General features: G+C 71.1%; 2 protein-coding genes. Both read left to right on the top strand.

Annotated features, from left to right (window positions below):
• Positions 1–3: 3 nt before the first annotated feature.
• Entirely contained in the window at positions 4–10,929 is a 10,926-nt protein-coding gene (locus ACFVKT_RS39950) for an amino acid adenylation domain-containing protein (RefSeq protein ID WP_385741870.1), read from the top strand.
• A gap of 83 nt (positions 10,930–11,012) precedes the next feature.
• On the top strand, positions 11,013–21,769 hold a 10,757-nt coding region (locus ACFVKT_RS39955; protein ID WP_385741873.1), incomplete at its 3' end, for an amino acid adenylation domain-containing protein.

Here is a 21,769-nt window from a genome sequence, read left to right on the forward strand (position 1 = left end):
CCGGTGAACAATTCAGCGCTCGCCGAGGTCTGGCCCCTGTCGCCGCTCCAGGAGGGCCTGCTCTTCCACGCCCAGTACGACGAGCGCGCCCGTGACGTCTACGTGGGCCAGCACGCCGTCCACCTGGACGGCCCCCTGGACCCGGCGGTGCTGCGCGCCTCCTGGGAGGCGCTGCTGCGCCGCCACGCCAACCTGCGCGCAGCCTTCCCACGGCGCCGCGCAGGCGCCCCCGTCCAGATGATCGTCCGCGCTCCAGCCCTGCCGTGGCGGGAGGCGGACCTGTCGGACCGCCCGCTGCCGGAGGCGGAGGCCGAGGCCGGCCGGCTGGCCACCGAGGAACGCGCCCGGGGCTTCGACCTCGCGGTCCCACCCCTGCTGCGGCTGCTGCTGATCCGTCTGGACGGCTCCAGGTACCGGCTGCTGGTCACGATGCACCACATCGTGCTGGACGGCTGGTCCCTGCCCGTCCTGTTCCAGGAGCTGTCGCAGGTGTACGCGGCGGGTGGCGACCCGTCCGGCCTGCCACCGGTCGCCTCGTACCGCGACTACCTGGCGTGGCTGAACCGCCAGGACCGGGACGCGGCACGCGCCGCGTGGGCGGACGCGCTGACCGGGGTCACGGAGCCGACGCTGCTCGTCGCCGCCGACCAGGGCACCCCGGCACCCGTTCTCCCCCACCACGTCAGCACCCGCACCGGCCAGGCGCCGGCAGGTCGGCTCCGCGACACCGCGCGCACTCTCGGGCTGACCCTCAACACCGTCGTGCAGGGCGCATGGGGACAGCTGCTCGGCACCCTCACCGGCCGCACCGACGTGGTGTTCGGCGCCACCGTGGCCGGACGCCCGGCGGAGCTGCCCGGCGTCGAGCGCATGCTCGGGCTGTTCATCAACACCCTACCGGTCAGGGTGACGCTGGATCCCGCGCGCTCGCTCACCGACACCCTCGCCGAGGTGCAGTCCCGGCAGTCCGGACTCCTCGCCCACCAGCACCTCGGCCTGGCGGAGGTCCAGCGCGCCGCCGGACCGGGCGCCACCTTCGACACGCTGATCGTCTACGAGAACTTCCCCGGCGACCCGTCGGAGCAACACGTCCCGGGCGGTCTGAACATCACCCAAGTGGGCGGCGACGACGCGTCGCACTATCCGCTCACCCTGGTCGTCTCGCCGGGGGACGACATGGAGCTGCGGCTGGACTATCGGCCTGGGCTGTTCGACGAGGGGTCGGCGCAGGGGCTGCTGGACCGCCTGGTGAGCGTCCTGGACCAGTTCGCCGCCGATCCACGGAAGCGAACGGGCGCGGTGGACCTCCTGAGCGAGGCGGAGCGTCGGCTGGTCCTGCACGGGTGGAATGCCACTGCTCGTGTGGTGCCGGGTGGGTCGTTGGTGGAGTTGTTCGAGGCGCAGGTGGTGCGGTCGCCGGGTGCGGTGGCGGTGGTGGGGCGGGGTGTGTCGTGGACGTATGCGGAGTTGAATGCGCGGGCCAATGGTGTGGCGTGCGGGCTGATCGGGCGGGGGGTTGGTCCGGAGGCGTTGGTGGGGGTGAGGTTGGAGCGGTCGGCCGAGCTGTTGCCCATGCTGCTTGGTGTGCTCAAGGCGGGTGCGGCGTATGTGCCGTTGGAAGTCGGGCTTCCGCAGGAGCGGTTGGCGTCGGTGGTGGCGGAGGCGGGGGTGTCGGTGGTCCTCACTGATGCCGATGTGTTTGAGCCGGTGGGTGACAACCCGGGTGTCAGGGTGTCGCCGGGTGCGTTGGCGTATGTGATGTACACGTCTGGTTCGTCCGGGGTGCCGAAGGGTGTGGCGGTCACGCACCGCAATGTGGTGGCGTTCTGCCTGGATGAGGCCTGGACGGAGGATGTGGTCGAGTGTGTGCTGTTCCAGGCGAACCATGCCTTTGACGCCTCGACGTATGAGTTGTGGGTGCCGTTGTTGCGTGGTGGTCGGTTGGTGGTGGCGCCGGCGGGGGAGGTGGATGCGGCGGAGCGTGGTGCTCTGGTCGCGGAGCATGGTGTGACGAATGTGCATGCGACGGCGGGGTTGTTCCGGGTGTTGGCGGAGCAGTCGCCGGAGATTTTTGCCGGGGTGCGGGAGGTGTCCACGGGCGGTGATGTGGTGTCCGCGTCGGCGATCCGGACCCTGCTCGGGGCCCATCCGGGTCTGGTGGTGCGTACCACGTACGGGCCGACGGAGACGACTGCGTTCGTCACGCAGGTCCCGTTCACGGCGGGGGATGAGGTGCCTGCGGCGGTGCCGATCGGTCGTCCGATGGACAACACCCGTACCTATGTGCTGGACGGCTCGCTGCGTCTCGTGCCGCCGGGTGTGGCCGGTGAGTTGTATGTCGCGGGTGAGGGTGTGGCGCGTGGTTATGCGGGTCGTCCGGGGCTGAGTGCGGAGCGGTTCGTGGCCTGCCCGTTCAGTGAGTGCGGTGAACGGATGTATCGCACCGGGGATCTGGCTAGCTGGCGTGCGGATGGGGTGCTGGAGTTCGCGGGGCGGGTTGATGAGCAGGTGAAGATCCGGGGTTTCCGGATCGAGCCGGGCGAGGTCGAGGCCGTACTGAGCGCGCAGGAGTGCGTGCGTCAGGCGGCGGTGATCGCCCGGGAGGACCAGCCCGGTGTCAAGCGCCTGGTCGCCTACCTCGTCGGCGATGTGGACGAGTCCGCGCTGCGGGAGTGGGCGGCCGACCGCCTGCCGGAGTACATGGTGCCGTCGGCGTTCGTGACCGTGGACGCGATCCCGCTGACCAGGAACGGGAAGTTGGACCGGGCTGCCCTCCCCGCCCCGGACCTGGCGGGCCGGACGACCGGCCGCGCCGCCGCCACCCCCACCGAGGAGGTGCTGTGCGGCCTGTTCGCCGAGGTCCTCGGCGTGGACCGGGTCGGGACGGAAGACTCCTTCTTCCACCTCGGCGGCGATTCGCTGCTCGCCATGCGGCTGATCGCCCGCATCCGGTCGGTGCTCGACGCCGAGGTCAGCATCCGCGAGCTGTTCACCGCACGGACCGTGGCGGAGCTGGGCAGGCTGGTGCGGGCCGGGCAGACCGGCAGCCGCGCCGCCTTGCTCCCCGTCGAACGTCCGCAGAACCTGCCGCTGTCGTACGCCCAGCAGCGGATGTGGTTCCTCAACCGGCTGGAGGCCGCCGGGGCAGGCGCCGGCTACAACGTGCCGCTCGCCCTGCGGCTGTCCGGCGAACTCGACGTCCTGGCTCTCGACGCCGCGCTGGGCGACGTCGCCGACCGGCACGAGAGCCTGCGTACCCGCTACCCGCACGACGAGGGGGTGCCGCTCCAGGAGGTGCTGGGCGGTGCGAAGGGACGCCCGCGGCTGCGTACCGACGAGATCCGCGAGGAGGCGCTGCGCCCGGCCCTCGGCGAGGAGCTGGGCCGCGGCTTCGACCTGTCCCGGGAACTGCCGTGGCGGGTACGGCTGCTGACGGTGTCGCCGACGGAGTCGGTGCTGGTGATCGTCGCGCACCACATCGCCGTCGACGGCTGGTCCATGGGGCTACTGCTCAGCGACCTGAGGACGGCCTACGCGGCGCGCATCCGCGGCAGCGCGCCGAGCTGGCCGCCGCTGCCCGTCCAGTACGCCGACTACGCCCTGTGGGAACGCGAGGTCCTCGGCGGCCTCGACGACCCCGGCAGCCTGCTGTCCGGCCAGCTCAGCCACTGGCGGCAGACCCTGACCGGACTCCCCGACGAGCTACCGCTGCCGACCGACCGCCCGCGGCCGGCCGTGGCGTCGTTCCGGGGCGGCTCGGTGCCGGTCGAAGTGGACGCCAGGACCCACGCCCGGCTGGCGGCGGTGGCGCAGCGGGGCGGCGGCACCGTGTTCATGGTCGCGCAGGCGGCGCTGGCGCTGCTGCTGGCGCGGATGGGCGCGGGCAGCGACGTCCCGGTCGGGACGGTGGTGGCGGGGCGCGGCGACCCGGCGACGGAAGACCTGGTCGGCTGCTTCCTCAACACGCTGGTGCTGCGCACCGATGTGAGCGGCGATCCGTCCTTCACCGAACTGCTGGCCCGCGTCCGGGACGCCGACCTGGCCGCGTACGCCCACCAGGACCTGCCGTTCGAACTCCTCGTGGACGAGCTGAACCCGCCGCGGTCCCTGGCCCGGCACCCGCTGGTACAGGTGGTGCTGAACTTCCAGAACATCCCGCGCGGCGAGGAGCCCTGGCGGCTTCCCGGGGTGCGGGTCACCGCCGTGCCGCCGGACGAGGGCACGGCAGCCCGCTTCGACCTGTCGGTCACGCTCGGGGAGCGCCGGGATGCCGACGGTGCCCCCGCCGGCCTCGTCGGCGACATCCAGTACGCGGCCGACCTGTTCGACGAGCCGACCGTCCACGCGCTGGCGGCGCGGCTGGTCCGCGTTCTGGAGCAGGTCGCGGCGGACCCGGCCGTGACGGTCGGCCGGATCGACATCCTGGACGACGCGGAACGGCTCCAGGTCACGCGCCGGCCCGCCGGACAGGCCGTCCCAGAGACCTCCCTGCCGGAGCTGTTCGAGCAGTGGGTGGCGCGCAACCCGTCGGCGACCGCGGTGACCTGTGACGGCACCGCCCTCACCTACGCCGGACTGGACGCCCGCGCGAACCAGCTCGCCCACGAGCTGATCGGCCGGGGCATCGGCCCGGAGAGCCGCGTCGCAGTCGTCATGGAGCGGTCCCCCGACCTGGTCACGGCGCTGCTCGGGATCGTCAAGGCGGGTGCCGCCTATGTTCCCGTCGACCCGGGCTATCCGGCGGAGCGGATCGCGTACACACTGGCCGACGCGCGGCCGTCCCTGGTCGTGTGCACCACGACGACCACACCGGCGGAGCCGACGGGCATCGCGACCCTGGTCTGGGACACCCCGGCGACCGCCGCCGCCCTGGCCGCCCGGCCCGCCACTGCCCCGACCGACGCGGACCGCCGCGCGCCGCTGCGCCCCGGCCATCCTGCCTACGTGATCTACACCTCGGGGTCGACCGGCCGCCCGAAGGGCGTGACGATCCCGCACGCCAACGTGGTCCGGCTGCTGACCGAGACCCGGCAGTGGTTCGAGTTCGGGCCCGACGACACATGGACCCTGTTCCACTCCTACGCGTTCGACTTCTCGGTGTGGGAGATCTGGGGCGCGCTGCTGCACGGCGGCCGCCTCGTCGTCGTGCCCCATCGGACCTCCCGTACGCCGGACCGCTTCCTGGAGTTGCTCGCCGCCGAACGCGTCACGGTCCTCAACCAGACCCCCTCGGCCTTCGCACAGCTCATGGCGGCCGACGCCGAACACCCCCGCGACGACCTGGCACTGCGGTATGTGGTCTTCGGTGGCGAGCCTCTCGAACCGGGAGGGCTGAGCGACTGGTACCTCCGCCACCCCGAGCCCGAACTGGTGAACATGTACGGGATCACCGAGACGACCGTACACGTCACCCACCAGCCCCTGGATGCCGAGCTGTGCGCCTCCCGGCCGGGCAGCGTCATCGGCGGCCCCATCCCCGACCTCGGCGTCCACGTACTGGACGACTGGCTGCGACCCGTACCGCCCAGCGTGACCGGCGAGCTGTACGTGGCCGGCCGCGGCCTGGCGCGGGGCTACCTGGACCGGCCGGGACTGACCGCCGAGCGCTTCGTGGCCTGCCCGTTCACCGGCGGCCGCATGTACCGCTCGGGCGACCTGGCCCGGTACCGGGCCGACGGGACGCTGGAGCACCTCGGCCGCGCCGACCACCAGATACAGCTGCGCGGATTCCGCGTCGAGCCCGGCGAGGTCGAGGCCGCGCTGGCGGCCCACGACCAGGTGGGCCAGGTCGCGGTCATCGCCCGCGAGGAATCCGGGACGCGGCGACTCGTGGCGTACGTGGTCCCCCGCTCCGGTGCGGGTCCGGTGGACGGCGCGGACCTGCGGGCGTTCGCGGCGGCGCGGCTGCCGGAGCACATGGTCCCGGCGGCCGTCGTCCAGCTGGACGCCCTCCCGGTCACCGTGAACGGCAAGCTGGACCGAGCCGCCCTCCCGGCCCCGGACTTCGCGGGCCTCGCCCGCGGCCGGGCGCCGCGCACGCCGACCGAGGAGGTCCTGTGCGGGGTCTTCGGCGACGTCCTGGGGCTGGCACGCGTCGGGGCCGGCGACTCGTTCTTCGACCTCGGCGGCGACTCGCTGCTGGCCATGCGGCTGCTGGCCCGGGTCCGCGCGGCGCTGGACACCGAGGTCGGCATCCGCGAACTCTTCACCGCACCCACGGTCGAGGCCTTGGCCCACCTGGCCGAGGAGGGGCACGGCACCACGCGGGCCGCCCTGGTGGCCCGCGCGCGCCAGGACGTGCTTCCGCTGTCGTACGCACAGCAGCGGATGTGGCTCCTCAACCAGCTTGAGGAGCCGGAGCAATCCGCCGCCTACAACGTGTCATCCGTACTCCGGCTGTCCGGCGATCTGGACGTGGGGGCCCTTGAGACGGCGCTGGGCGACCTCGCCGAACGACACGAGAGCCTGCGAACCGTCTTCCCCGAGTCCGACGGGGCACCGCGCCAGGAGATCACCGAGGACCGTCCGCCGCTGCACACCGAGTCGGCCGCGAAAACGGCCGTGGCACAGCTCGTCGCGGATGAGACCGGGCGCGGGTTCGACCTCACGGTGGAACTGCCGTGGCGGGTACGGCTGTTGACGGTGTCGCCGGTGGAGTCGGTGCTGGTGATCGTCGCGCACCACATCGCGGTCGACGGCGTGTCCATGGGCGTACTCGCCCGCGATCTCGGGGAGGCGTACGCGGCGCGGTGCGCCGGTACGGCCCCCGAGTGGGAGCCGCTGCCGGTCCAGTACGCGGACTACGCGCTGTGGCAGCGCGAAGCGCTGGGCGACCTCCAGGACGCCGACAGTGTGATCAGCGAGCAACTCGGCTACTGGCGTGCGACGTTGGCGGGCATCCCCGGGGAACTGCCCCTGCCGGCCGACCGCCCCCGGCCGTCGACGTCGTCCTTCCGGGGCAGCGCGGTGTCGGTCGAGGTGGGCGCCGAGGTGCACGCGCGTCTGTCGGAGGTGGCGCGGCGGCACGGTGTGACGATGTTCATGGTGGTGCAGGCGGCGTTGGCGGTGCTGTTGTCGAAGGTGGGCGCGGGCACGGACATTCCGCTCGGCACGGCGGTGGCGGGTCGCAATGACGCCGAGGTCGAGAGGATGGTCGGGTTCTTCGTCAACACGCTGGTGCTGCGTACGGACGTGAGTGGTGATCCGTCGTTCGTGGAGTTGCTGGGGCGTGTGCGGGAGACGGACCTGGCCGCCTATGCGCACCAGGATGTGCCGTTCGAGCGGCTGGTGGAGGACCTGAACCCGGCCCGCTCGCTGTCCCGGCACCCCCTCTTCCAGGTGATGCTCGCGGTCGACGACGCGGAGGGGCAGGAGGAGCCGTGGACACTGCCCGGCGTCGACGTGACCCCGATGGCCGGGGGTGGGACGTCGGTCGCCAAGTTTGATCTGTCGGTTCACCTGGAGCACCGGCATAAGGACGGAGCGGCTGCCGGTATTGCCGGTGTGATCCAGTACGCGGCCGATCTGTTCGACGAGGCGACTGTCAGGGGGCTGGCGGATCGTTTTACCCGGGTGTTGGAGCAGGTGGCGGTGGATCCGGGGGTGCGGGTCGGCGCGATCGAGGTGCTGTCGGACGCGGAGCGTGGGCTGGTCCTGCACGGGTGGAACGACACTGCTCGTGTGGTGCCCGGCGGCACGCTCGTGGAGTTGTTCGAGGCGCAGGTGGTGCGGTCGCCGGGTGCGGTGGCGGTGGTGGGGCGGGGCCGGTCGTGGACGTATGCGGAGTTGAATGCGCGGGCCAATGGTGTGGCGTGCGGGCTGATCGGGCGGGGGGTTGGTCCGGAGGCGCTGGTCGGCGTGCGGTTGGAGCGGTCGGCGGACCTGGTGCCCACGTTGCTCGGTGTGCTCAAGGCGGGTGCGGCGTATGTGCCGTTGGATGTCGGGCTTCCGGAGGGGCGGCGGGAGGCGATCGCGGCTGAGGCGGGGGTCGTGGTGACGCTCACTGATGCCGATGTGTTTGAGCCGGTGGATGACAATCCCGGCGTTGTGGTGTCGCCGGGTGCGTTGGCGTATGTGATGTATACGTCTGGTTCGTCCGGGGTGCCGAAGGGTGTGGCGGTCACGCATCGCAATGTGGTGGCGTTCTGTCTGGATGCGGCGTGGCGTGCGGATGTGCTGGAGCGGGTGCTCGTGCAGGCGAACCACGCGTTCGATGCCTCGACGTATGAGATCTGGGTGCCGTTGTTGCGTGGTGGTCGGCTGGTGGTGGCGCCGGCGGGGGAGGTGGATGCGGCGGAGCGTGGTGCTCTGGTCGCGGAGCATGGTGTGACGAATGTGCATGCGACGGCGGGGTTGTTCCGGGTGTTGGCGGAGCAGTCGCCGGAGATTTTTGCCGGGGTGCGGGAGGTGTCCACGGGCGGTGATGTGGTGTCCGCGTCGGCGATCCGGACCCTGCTCGCGGCCCATCCGGGTCTGGTGGTGCGTACCACGTACGGGCCGACGGAGAACACGGCGTTCGTCACGCAGGTCCCGTTCACGGCGGGGGATGAGGTGCCTGCGGCGGTGCCGATCGGTCGTCCGATGGACAACACCCGTACCTATGTGCTGGATGAGTTCCTGCGTCCGGTGGCGCCGGGTGTGGCCGGTGAGTTGTATCTGGCGGGTGAGGGTGTGGCGCGTGGTTATGCGGGTCGTCCGGGACTGAGTGCGGAGCGGTTCGTGGCCTGCCCGTTCAGTGAGTGCGGTGAACGGATGTATCGCACCGGGGACTTGGCCCGCTGGCGTGGGGACGGTGTGCTGGAGTTCGCGGGGCGGGTTGATGAGCAGGTGAAGATCCGGGGCTTCCGGATCGAGCCGGGCGAGGTCGAGGCCGTACTGAGCGCGCAGGAGAGCGTGCGTCAGGCGGCGGTGATCGCCCGGGAGGACCAGCCCGGTGTCAAGCGCCTGGTCGCCTACCTTGTCGGCGATGTGGACGAGCCCGCGCTGCGGGAGTGGGCGGCCGAGCGACTGCCGGACTACATGGTCCCGGCCGCGTTCGTGACCGTGGACGCGATCCCGCTGACCAGGAACGGCAAGCTGGACCGGGCTGCCCTCCCCGCCCCGGACCTGGCGGGCCGGACCACCGGCCGCGCCCCCGCCACCCCTGTCGAGGAGATCCTCTGCGGCCTGTTCGCCGAGGTCCTCGGCCTGGAACAAGTCGGCGCCGACGACTCCTTCTTCACCCTCGGCGGCGACTCGATCATGTCGATCCTGGTCGTGTCCAAGGCCCGTGGCGCGGGTGTCGTGATCACGGCGCGGCAGGTGTTCGAACAGCGCACCCCGGCGGGCCTGGCACGGGTGGCGCAGACCGCGCTGGCAGGCGAGGCGGCGGAGCAGCCCGAGGACGTGGCGGCAGGGACGGTTCCGCTGACCCCGGGGATGCTTGAGGTGAAGGAGCGGTCGGGCGCGGCGGCGCTGACCGGGACCTTCTGCCAGTCGACGGTGGTGAGCACCCCGGCGGATCTCACCCCGGAGCGGCTGGAACAGGCGCTGCGCACCCTCATGGACCGGCACGACATACTCAGCGCCACTCTCGTCACCCCCGACGACGGTGCGTGGACGCTGGAGGTGCCGTCCGCGACCGAACGGATCTCCGTCCCGCGGACCGACGCTGCCGGGCTGGACGCGGAAGAGTTCGACCAGTTGGTGGACGCACGGTCCTGGGACGCCGTGGCGGAGATCGACGCGGCGGCGGGTTCGATGCTGCGGGCCGTCTGGTTCGACGCAGGACCTGATGCCCCGGGACGGCTGCTGCTGGTGGCACATCACCTCGTCACGGACGGCGTCTCCTGGCGGATTCTGCTCCGGGACCTGGCCGCCGCGTACGAGGCCCCTGACACGGAGTTGGCGCGGACGGGTGCCTCCTTCCGCCGCTGGGCACGGCAGTTGGCAGCGCAGGCTGTCAGCCGGCGCAGGGTGGACGAACTGCCCGAGTGGCAGCGGCTGCTCGCCGGTCCGGACCCGGTGCTGGGCAGCCGTCCGCTGGATCCGCGCCGGGACACCGTCGCCGCCGGAACCCGCCGCGCCGCGCGCACGCTGTCCGAGTCGGCCACCGCGGCGCTGCTGGACCGGATACCCGCGGACTTCCAGACGGGGACCGACGAGGTGCTGCTGGCCGGTCTGGTCGCGGCCGTGGCGGAGTGGCGGCGCCGGCGCGGCGCGGGCACGGGTGGCGGGCTGCTGGTCGACATCGAGGACCACGGCCGGGAACCGCTGACCGCGGACATGGACGTCACCGGGACCGTGGGCTGGTTCACCGGTTCGCATCCTGCACGGTTGGACACCGGCGCCGCAGATCTCTTTGGCGTACGCTCGGGGAAGGCGGCGGTAGGTCTGCTCATAAAGCGTGTCAGGGAACAATTAAGGGCAGTTCCGGGTGACGGTCTCGGATTTGGGCTCCTGCGTTATCTGAATGCGGCCACCGCCCCGGTGCTGGCCGCATTGCCGACGGCCCGCATTGGCTTCAACTACTTGGGTCGAACGGCCATTGACGCGACCCCCGCCGAAGCCGGAAAGGCTGATTCCGTAACTCTCTGGCAGCCTCTCGGCGAGGCGGCGCTGGGCGGCGCCACGGAGGCCGACATGGCCGCCGCGCACGAGCTGGACGCGGGCGCCCTGGTCCGCGACCAAGTGGCCGGATCAGCGCTGGACCTCACCCTGACCTGCCCTTCCGGGCTGTTCACCGAGCCCGAGCTGGCCGAGCTGGCCGACGGCTGGGCGGCCATGCTCACCGGAATCGCCGCGCACGTCACCGATGCGGCCGGCCCCGGCCACACGCCGTCCGACTTCGCACTCGTCTCACTGGAGCAAGGCCAGATCGACGAGATCGCAGGGCAATTCATCGGGGAATCGGACCAGTCGGACCCCTGGTCATTTGGACAGGCTCGATGAAATACCGCGCGTAGATATACCGTCCGTTGCAGGCGGGTCTGAGAGTTACAGGCGGGTCTGAGAGTTGAGGCGAGGGGGACGCTATGACCGGGGTGCGCATTGAAGACATCTGGCCGCTGGCACCGTTGCAGGAAGGGCTGCTCTTCCACGCCAAATTCGATGAGCGGGCCCGGGACGTGTATGTGGAACAACGTGTCCTCGAACTCGCGGCACCGCTCGACACAGAGGTGCTGCGCGCCTCCTGGCAGGCCCTCTTGGACCGGCACGCGAGCCTGCGGGCGAGCTTCCGGCAGCCCGCGGGGGCGAGCCGGCTCGTCCAGGCCATTCTGGCGGGCGTGATCCTGCCGTGGAGCGAGGTCGATCTGTCCGACCACCCCGACCCCGCGGCCGAGGCCGAACGGCTGGCCGAGGCCGAACGGGACCGCGGGTTCGACGTGGCGGTCCCGCCGCTGCTGCGCCTGGTGCTCATCCGGATGGGCGGACCGCGATTCCAGCTGGTGATCACGATGCATCACCTGGTGCTGGACGGGTGGTCACTGCCGATCCTGTTCCAGGAGTTGTCGGAGGTGTACGCGGCGGGCGGCGACGCCGGCGGGCTGCCGCCGGTGACGCCTTACCGCGACTATCTGGCGTGGCTGGAGCGGCAGGACCGGGACACCGCGCGAGCGGCATGGGCCGACGCCCTGGCCGGGGTCACGGAGCCGAGCCTGGTGGCGCCCGTGGACCGGGGCACGGAACCCGTACCGCCCCAGCACGTGGTCGAACCTCTCGGCCAGGAACAGGCCGAGGCGCTACGTGAGGTCGCCCGGGTGCACGGACTCACCGTGAACACCGTGGTGCAGGGCGCGTGGGGCTGGCTGGTCGGCCTGCTGACCGGCCGGCGCGATGTGGTCTTCGGCGCCACCGTCTCCGGGCGCCCCGCGGGCATTCCGGGTGTGGAGCGCATGCTGGGTCTCTTCATCAACACCCTCCCCGTCCGCGTCACGCTGGACCCGGCGCGCTCCTTCCTCGACACCCTCGCCGACACGCAGGCCCGGCAGACCGGGCTCATGGACCACCAGCATCTCGGACTGGCCGAAGTCCAGCGCGCCGCCGGGCCGGGGGCGACGTTCGACACGCTCCTGGTCTTCGAGAACTTCCTGCGCGACGCCGCCGGACCGCCCAGCCCCGGCGGTCTGGACGTCGTCGGCGTCGAGAGCGCGGATGCCGCGCACTACCCGCTGATCCTGGCCGTTCTGCCGGACGCCGACATGTCCCTCCGGCTCGACTACCGCCCGGACTTGTTCGACGAGGCGTCGGCGCGGGGCTTGGTGGCCCGTCTGGTGCGGGTGTTGGAGCAGGTGGCGGTGGATCCGGGGGTGCGGGTCGGCGCGATCGAGGTGCTGTCGGACGCGGAGCGTGGGCTGGTCCTGCACGGGTGGAACGACACTGCTCGTGTGGTGCCGGGTGGGTCGTTGGTGGAGTTGTTCGAGGCGCAGGTGGTGCGGTCGCCGGGTGCGGTGGCGGTGGTGGGGCGGGGTGTGTCGTGGACGTATGCGGAGTTGAATGCGCGGGCCAATGGTGTGGCGTGCGGGCTGATCGGGCGGGGGGTTGGTCCGGAGGCGTTGGTGGGGGTGAGGTTGGAGCGGTCGGCGGACCTGGTGCCCACGTTGCTTGGTGTGCTCAAGGCGGGTGCGGCGTATGTGCCGTTGGATGTCGGGCTTCCGCGATCGCGGCGGGAGGCGATCGCGGCTGAGGCGGGGGTGTCGGTGGTCCTCACCGATGCCGATGTGTTTGAGCCGGTGGATGACAATCCCGGCGTTGTGGTGTCGCCGGAGGCGTTGGCGTATGTGATGTATACGTCTGGTTCGTCCGGGGTGCCGAAGGGTGTGGCGGTCACGCACCGCAACGTGGTGGCGTTCTGCCTGGACGGGGCCTGGGCGGAGGATGTGGTCGAGTGTGTGCTGTTCCAGGCGAACCATGCGTTCGATGCCTCGACGTATGAGTTGTGGGTGCCGTTGTTGCGTGGTGGTCGGCTGGTGGTGGCGCCGGCGGGGGAGGTGGATGCGGCGGAGCGTGGTGCTCTGATCGCGGAGCATGGTGTGACGAATGTGCATGCGACGGCGGGGTTGTTCCGGGTGCTGGCGGAGCAGTCGCCGGAGATTTTTGCCGGGGTGCGGGAGGTGTCCACGGGCGGTGACGTGGTGTCCGCGACCGCGATCCGGACCCTGCTCGCGGCCCACCCGGGTCTGGTGGTGCGTACCACCTACGGGCCGACGGAGAACACGGCGTTCACGACGCACTTGCCGTTCACGGCGGGGGATGAGGTGCCTGCGGCGGTGCCGATCGGTCGTCCGATGGACAACACCCGTACCTATGTGCTGGACGGCTCGCTGCGTCTCGTGCCGCCGGGTGTGGCCGGTGAGTTGTATGTCGCGGGTGAGGGTGTGGCGCGTGGTTATGCGGGTCGTCCGGGGCTGAGTGCGGAGCGGTTCGTGGCCTGCCCGTTCAGTGAGTGCGGTGAACGGATGTATCGCACTGGGGACTTGGCTAGCTGGCGTGCGGATGGGGTGCTGGAGTTCGCGGGGCGGGTTGATGAGCAGGTGAAGATCCGGGGTTTCCGGATCGAGCCGGGCGAGGTCGAGGCCGTACTGAGCGCGCAGGAGAGCGTGCGTCAGGCGGCGGTGATCGCCCGCGAGGACCAGCCCGGTGTCAAGCGCCTGGTCGCGTATGTCGTGGGCGATGTGGACGAGTCCGCGCTGCGCCGGTACGTCGTGGACAGGCTCCCGGAGTACATGGTGCCGGCCGCGTTCGTGACCGTGGACGCGATCCCGCTGACCAGGAACGGCAAGCTGGACCGGGCCGCCCTCCCCGCCCCGGACCTGGCGGGCCGGACGACCGGCCGCGCCCCCGCCACCCCCACCGAGGAGGTGCTGTGCGGCCTGTTCGCCGAGGTCCTCGGCGTGGACCGGGTCGGGACGGAAGACTCCTTCTTCCACCTCGGCGGCGATTCGCTGCTCGCCATGCGGCTGATCGCCCGCATCCGGTCGGTGCTCGACGCCGAGGTCAGCATCCGCGACCTGTTCGCCGCACCCACGGTCCAAGGGCTGGCCCGGCTCGCCGAGGGCGAGCAGACGCCTAAACGCGCCGCCCTGTTGGCGCAGGAGCGGCCCGAGATCGTGCCGCTCTCGTTCGCGCAGCGACGGATGTGGTTCCTCAACCGGCTGGAGGAGGCCGGCGTGGGCGCCGGCTACAACGTGCCGCTGACCCTGCGGTTCTCCGGTGACCTGGACATCGCGGCCCTGGAGCTGGCGCTGGGCGACGTAGCCGACCGGCACGAGAGCCTGCGCACCCGCTACCCCGACGTGAACGGCGAGCCCCACCAGGAGATCCTCACCGGAGCGGCGGGCCGCCCCCGGCTCACCGTCTCCGAGACCGGCGAGGCCGAGGTCTCCGAAGCCATCGGCGACGAGGTGCGCCGCGGCTTCGACCTGTCCAGCGAACTGCCGTGGCGGGTACGGCTGCTGACGGTGTCACCGACGGAGTCGGTCCTGGTGATCGTGGCGCACCACATTGCCGTGGACGGCTGGTCGATGGAGCTGATCACCCGCGACCTCGGCATCGCGTACTCCGCGCGCAAGCAGGGCCGGGCACCGGGCTGGTCCGCGCTTCCCGTCCAGTACGCCGACTACGCCATGTGGCAGCGCGAGGTGCTCGGTGCGCTGGACGACGAGGACAGCCTGATCTCGGCCCAGCTCGCGCACTGGCGCCGGACTCTCGCCGGAGCGCCTGAGGAACTGGTCCTGCCCGTGGACCGCGCCAGGCCCACGCACCCGTCGTTCCGGGCGGGTCTGGCTCCGGTGCGCGTCGACGCCCACGTGCACGCGCGCCTCACCGAGATCGCGCGGCGCTGCGGTGTCACGATGTTCATGGTGGCCCAGGCGGCGCTGGCCGCTCTGCTGTCGAAGGTGGGTGCCGGGACAGACATCCCGATCGGTACTCCGGTCGCGGGACGCGGGGACGCCGCGCTGGAGGACCTGGTCGGCTTCTTCCTCAACACTCTGGTCCTGCGGACGGACCTGGCCGGCGATCTCACCTTTACCGAGCTGCTGGCGCGGGTCCGTGAGACCGACCTCGCGGCGTACGCACACCAGGACATGCCGTTCGAGCGACTGGTCGAGGACCTGAACCCGGCGCGTTCGCTGGCCCGCCACCCGCTGTTCCAGGTGATGCTTCAGCTTCAGAACGTTCCACAGGCCCGCGAGCCCCTGTCGCTGCCGGGCCTCGACGTGCGTCCCATGCCGCTGTCCGAGAACGCGCTGGAGGCGCACTTCGACCTGTCGCTCTCCGTGATCGAACACCGTGACGAGGGCGGAGCCCCGGCCGGGATGGTCGGTGAGTTCGAGTACGCGGCCGACCTGTTCGACCACGAGTCGGTTCTGACGCTGTCCGAACGACTGGTGCGGGTACTGGAACAGGTCGCGGCCGACCCCAGCCTGCGCTTGCGCGACATCGATGTGCTGGCGGACGAGGAACGCCGGCTGGTGATATCGGAGTGGAACGAGACGGCCCGGCCGGTGCCCGACCGTACGCTGCCCGATCTGTTCGAGAACCAGGCGGCTCGCACCCCGGACGGGGTCGCGGTCGTGTATGAGGACGTCACCTGGACGTACGCGGGCCTCGACGCCCGGGCGAACGCGTGGGCGCACCACCTGATCGCGCTGGGCGCGGGGCCGGAGCGCACGGTGGGGGTTGTCACGGAGCGGTCGCCCGAGCTGGTGGCGATGCTCCTGGGGATCCTGAAGGCGGGAGCGGCTTACCTGCCGATCGACCCCGACCTCCCGGCCGACCGGGTGGAGTTCATGGCGGCCGACGCCGGCCTGCTGCTGATTCTGCGGCCCGGCATGGAGCCCGACCCCGGGGCGCCGCGGACCGCCCCGGACCGAAGCGCACTGCGTACCGCGCACCCGGCGTACATCATCTTCACCTCGGGATCGACCGGCAGGCCCAAGGGCGTGCTGATCTCCCACGCGTCCATGGTGAACCAACTGCTGTGGACGCAGGGCGACTACGGTCTCGGGGAGAGCGACCGCGTGCTGCAGCGGGCCCCGTTCAGCTTCGACGTGTCAGTGTGGGAGTTCTTCGTACCGCTGGTCGTCGGAGCGGCCCTGGTGCTGGTCCGCGGGGACGGCCACCGCGATCCCCGGTACCTGGCGGACCTGATCGAGCGGACCGGCGTCACCGCGGCCCACTTCATCCCGTCGATGCTGGCCGCGTTCCTCCAGCAGGAGGACGTCGGCGACAAGGCCAGGACCCTGCGCACGGTGCTCTCCGGCGGCGAGTGGCTGTCGGAGGACGTGGTCGAGGAGTACCACCGGGCTTTGGACATCCCGCTGCACAACACGTACGGGCCGACCGAGACGACGATCATGGTCACCGCCCGTCCGATCCCGCCGGGGCAGGCCCAGGGCGGGCCCGTACCGATCGGATCACCGGTCTGGAACACCCGCCTCTACATTCTGGACGACTTCCTGCGCCCGGTCCCGCCCGGCGTGACCGGCGGACTGTACATCGCCGGCACGCAGCTCGCCCGCTGCTACGTCGGACGGCCCGCCCTGACGGCCGAGCGCTTCGTGGCGTGCCCGTTCACCGGCGAACGGATGTACCGCACCGGAGACCTCGCACGCTGGACGCACGACGGCGAGGTGCTCTTCGCGGGCCGTGCTGACGCCCAGGTCAAGATCAGGGGCATCCGGATCGAACCCGGCGAGATCGAAGCCGTGCTCGCGACCCACGAGGACGTGGAACAGGCGGTGGTCCTGGCCCGGGAGGAACAGCCGGGCGCCAAGCGCCTGGTCGCCTACGTCGTGGGCGATGTGGACGAGCCCGCGCTGCGGGAGTTCGCGGCCGAGCGGCTGCCGGAGTACATGGTCCCCGCGATGTTCGTCCCGCTGGACGGGCTTCCCCTGAATGTCAACGGCAAGCTGGATCGTGCCGCTCTGCCCGCTCCGGACTTCGCCGCGCAGACGGGCAGCCGTGCCCCGGCGACCCCCACCGAGGAACTGCTGTGCGGGCTGTTCGCCGAGATCCTGGGCCTGGCGCGGGTCGGCGCCGACGACTCCTTCTTCACCCTCGGCGGGGACTCGCTGCTCGCCATGCGGCTCATCGCCCGTATCCGGTCCGTCCTGGGCGTCGAGGTCGGCATCCGCGACCTGTTCGACTCGCCCACGGTGGCGGGCGTCGCCCGGCTGCGGGGCGGCGCCCGGGCGTCGCTCACCGCGCGTGAGCGCCCGGAGCGGGTGCCGCTGTCGTACGCGCAGCAGCGCATGTGGTTCCTCAACCAGCTTGAGGAGGCCGGTGCCGGAGCCGCCTACAACGTGCCGCTCGCCCTGCGGCTGTCCGGCGATCTGGACGTGGCGGCCCTTGAGGCGGCGCTGGCCGACGTCGCGGACCGGCACGAGACCCTGCGCACCGTATACCCCGACTCGGACGGCGTTGCGCACCAGCGGATCCTCGACGGGGAGCAGGCCCGGCCCCGGCTGGAGACCGCCGACGTCACCGAGCGGGAACTGGCGGCCACCGTGGCCGCCATGCTCGACCGCCGCTTCGACCTGAGCCGCGAACTGCCCTGGCGGGCCCGGCTGTTGACCCTCGGACCGGCCGACGCGGTGCTCGTGGTCGTCGCCCATCACATCGCGGTCGACGGCTGGTCCACCGGCCTGCTCAGCCGCGACCTGCGCACGGCCTACGCCGCCCGAAGGGAGGGCGACGCGCCCGGCTGGGAGCGGCTGCCGGTCCAGTACGCGGACTACGCGCTGTGGCAGCGCGAGGCGCTGGGTGAACTCTCCGACGAGGACAGCGTGATCGCCGGACAACTGAGGCACTGGCGCGACACCCTCGACGGCCTACCGGAGGAACTGCCGCTGCCCCTCGACCGTCCCCGCCCCACGGAATCCTCGTTCCGGGCCGGCGTGGTGCCCCTGCGAACGGACGCCGAGACCCATGCCCGCCTCGTCGGGCTGGCCCGGGAGAACGGCGTGACGATGTTCATGGTGGCCCAGGCCGCACTGGCGCTGCTGCTGTCGAAGGTGGGCGCGGGCACCGACATCCCCCTGGGCACCGCCGTGGTCGGTCGCGACGACGCCGCGGTCGAGGACGTCGTCGGCTTCTTCCTCAACACGCTGGTGCTGCGTACGGATGTCACTGGTGATCCGTCGTTCGTGGAGTTGCTGGGGCGGGTGCGGGAGACGGACCTGGTCGCCTACGCGCACCAGGATGTGCCGTTCGAGCGGCTGGTGGAGGACCTTAACCCCGCGCGCTCGCTGTCCCGGCACCCCCTCTTCCAGGTGATGCTGGCCGTGGAGCACGCCATCGACGTCGACGCAGAGGACGACTGGGACCTGGCGGGGCTGCAGGTGACACCGGAGGCCATGGGCGACACGGCCGTGGCGCGGTTCGACCTGGCCGTGACCCTCGCCGAGCGGCGCGCCGACGACGGCGCTCCGGCGGGTATGGGCGGGGAGATCCAGTACGCGGTCGATCTGTTCGACGAGGGCACGGCTCGGGCTCTTGCGGGGCGTCTGGTGCGGGTGTTGGAGCAGGTGGCGGTGGATCCGGGGGTGCGGGTCGGCGCGATCGAGGTGCTGTCGGACGCGGAGCGTGGGCTGGTCGTGCACGGGTGGAATGCCACCGGTCGTGTGGTGCCGGGTGGGTCGTTGGTGGAGTTGTTCGAGGCGCAGGTGGTGCGGTCGCCGGGTGCGGTGGCGGTGGTGGGGCGGGGTGTGTCGTGGACGTATGCGGAGTTGAATGCGCGGGCCAATGGTGTGGCGTGCGGGCTGATCGGGCGGGGGGTTGGTCCGGAGGCGTTGGTGGGGGTGAGGTTGGAGCGGTCGGTCGAGCTGTTGCCCATGCTGCTTGGTGTGCTTAAGGCGGGTGCGGCGTATGTGCCGTTGGATGTCGGGCTTCCGCGATCGCGGCGGGAGGCGATCGCGGCTGAGGCGGGGGTCGTGGTGACGCTCACTGATGCCGATGTGTTTGAGCCGGTGGATGACAATCCCGGCGTTGTGGTGTCGCCGGGTGCGTTGGCGTATGTGATGTATACGTCTGGTTCGTCCGGGGTGCCGAAGGGTGTGGCGGTCACGCATCGCAATGTGGTGGCGTTCTGTCTGGATGCGGCGTGGCGTGCGGATGTGCTGGAGCGGGTGCTCGTGCAGGCGAACCACGCGTTCGATGCCTCGACGTACGAGATCTGGGCGCCGTTGTTGCGTGGTGGTCGGCTGGTGGTGGCGCCGGCGGGGGAAGTGGATGCGGCGGAGCGTGGTGCTCTGATCGCGGAGCATGGTGTGACGCATGTGGTGGCTCCGTCGGGGTTGTTCCGGGTGTTGGCGGAGCAGTCGCCGGAGATTTTTGCCGGGGTGCGGGAGGTGCTGACCGGTGGTGATGTGGTGTCCGCGTCGGCGATCCGGACCCTGCTCGGGGCCCATCCGGGTCTGGTGGTGCGTACCACCTACGGGCCGACGGAGAACACGGCGTTCACGACGCACTTGCCGTTCACCGCGGGGGAGGAGATACCTGCGGTGGTGCCGATCGGTCGTCCGATGGACAACACCCGTACCTATGTGCTGGATGAGTTCCTGCGTCTCGTGCCGCCGGGTGTGGCCGGTGAGTTGTATGTCGCGGGTGAGGGTGTGGCGCGTGGTTATGCGGGTCGTGCGGGGCTGAGTGCGGAGCGGTTCGTGGCCTGCCCGTTCAGTGAGTGCGGTGAACGGATGTATCGCACCGGGGACTTGGCTCGCTGGCGTGCGGATGGGGTGCTGGAGTTCGCGGGGCGGGTTGATGAGCAGGTGAAGATCCGGGGTTTCCGGATCGAGCCGGGCGACGTCGAGGCCGTACTGAGCGCGCAGGGGAGTGTCGGGCAGGCGGTGGTGATCGCCCGGGAGGATCAGCCGGGTGTGAAGCGGCTGGTCGCGTATGTCGTGGGCGATGTGGACGAGGCGGAGCTGCGGGAGTTCGTGGCCGAGCGCCTGCCGGAGTACATGGTGCCGTCGGCGTTCGTGACCGTGGACGCGATCCCGCTCACCAGGAACGGCAAGCTGGACCGGGCCGCCCTCCCCGCCCCGGACCTGGCGGGCCGGACCACCGGCCGCGCCCCCGCCACCCCCACCGAGGAGGTGCTGTGCGGCCTGTTCGCCGAGGTCCTCGGCCTGGAACAAGTCGGGGCCGAGGACTCCTTCTTCACCCTGGGCGGCGATTCGCTGGTCGCGATGCGGCTGATCGCCCGCATCCGGTCGGTGCTCGACGCCGAGGTCAGCATCCGCGACCTGTTCACGGACCCCACCGTCGCCGCCCTGGCCCGAATCGCCGACCAGGCGCGCGGCGTCGGCGAGCGCCCCGCGCTCGTCGTCCGGCAGCGCCCGGACACCGTGCCGTTGTCGTACGCGCAGCAGCGGATGTGGTTCCTCAACGGGTTGGAAACCGGCGCGGGCTACAGCGTGCCGCTGACGGTGCGGCTGTCGGGCGAACTGGACATCGCGGCCCTGGAGCTGGCGCTGGGCGACATCGCCGACCGGCACGAGAGCCTGCGCACCCGCTTCCCCGCCGTGGACGGAAACCCCTACCAGGAGGTGTTGCGGGGGACCGCGGGCCATCCCGCGCTCCGGACCGACCGGATCGAGGAAGCCGCGCTGGACGCGGCCGTCGTCGCCGAACTCGGCCGGGGTTTCGACTTGGCGGTGGAACTGCCGTGGCGGGCTTCGCTGTTGGTGCTTTCGCCGGTGGAGTCGGTGTTGGTGATCGTTGCGCATCACATTGCTGTGGACGGCTGGTCGATGGGCATTCTGGCGCGGGATCTGGAGACGGCGTATGCCGCGCGGGTGCGGGGTGAGGTGCCGGGGTGGGAGCCGCTGCCGGTGCAGTACGCGGACTACGCGTTGTGGCAGCGCGAGGTCCTGGGCGACGTCGACGACCCCGACAGTCGCCTTTCCGCCCAGCTCGACCACTGGCGTTCGGCGCTGGCCGATCTCCCCGACGAACTGGCGCTCCCGGTGGACCGCCCCCGGCTCATGGAGCGGAACCGCCAGGGTGGCATGGTGCCCATCGAGATCGGTACGGAGCTTCACGGGCGCCTGACCGGCCTGGCGCAGCGGAACGGCGTGACGATGTTCATGGTGGCGCAGGCGGCTCTTGCCATCCTGCTGTCCCGCATGGGCGCCGGCACCGACATCCCGATGGGCGCGCCCATCGCAGGACGCGACGACCCGGCGCTCGAAGGGCTCGCCGGATTCTTCGCCAACACCCTCGTCCTACGTACGGACCTCAGCGGCAACCCGACTCTCACCGAGCTGCTGGCCCGCGTCCGCGACGCCGACCTGGCCGCGTACGCCCATCAGGACGTGCCGTTCGAGCGGCTGGTGGAGGACCTGAACCCGGACCGGTCACCGTCGCGCCACCCGCTGTTCCAGGTGCTGCTCACCCTCCAGAACGTCCCGCAGGCGGAGCGGCCCGTGGAGTTGGAGGGCCTGGAGGTGAGCCCTCTTCCGGTGCCGGACCAGGCGATCACTGTGCAGTTCGACCTGACGCTGACCCTGGCGGAGCACCGTGCCGAGGGCGGGGTTCCGGCCGGGATCGTGGGGAGCATCCAGTACGCCATGGATCTGTTCGATCCGGCGACGGTGGAGGGGTTGGCTGTTCGTCTGGGGCGGGTGTTGGAGTGGATGGCGGCTGATCCGGGGGTGCGGGTCGGGGATGTTGAGGTGCTGTCGGACGCGGAGCGTCGGCTGGTCGTGCACGGGTGGAATGACACCGGTCGTGTGGTGTCGGGGGGGACGTTGCCGGAGTTGTTCGAGGCGCAGGTGGCGCGGAC

Source organism: Streptomyces sp. NPDC127595, from assembly GCF_042671685.1.
Lineage (GTDB): Bacteria > Actinomycetota > Actinomycetes > Streptomycetales > Streptomycetaceae > Streptomyces.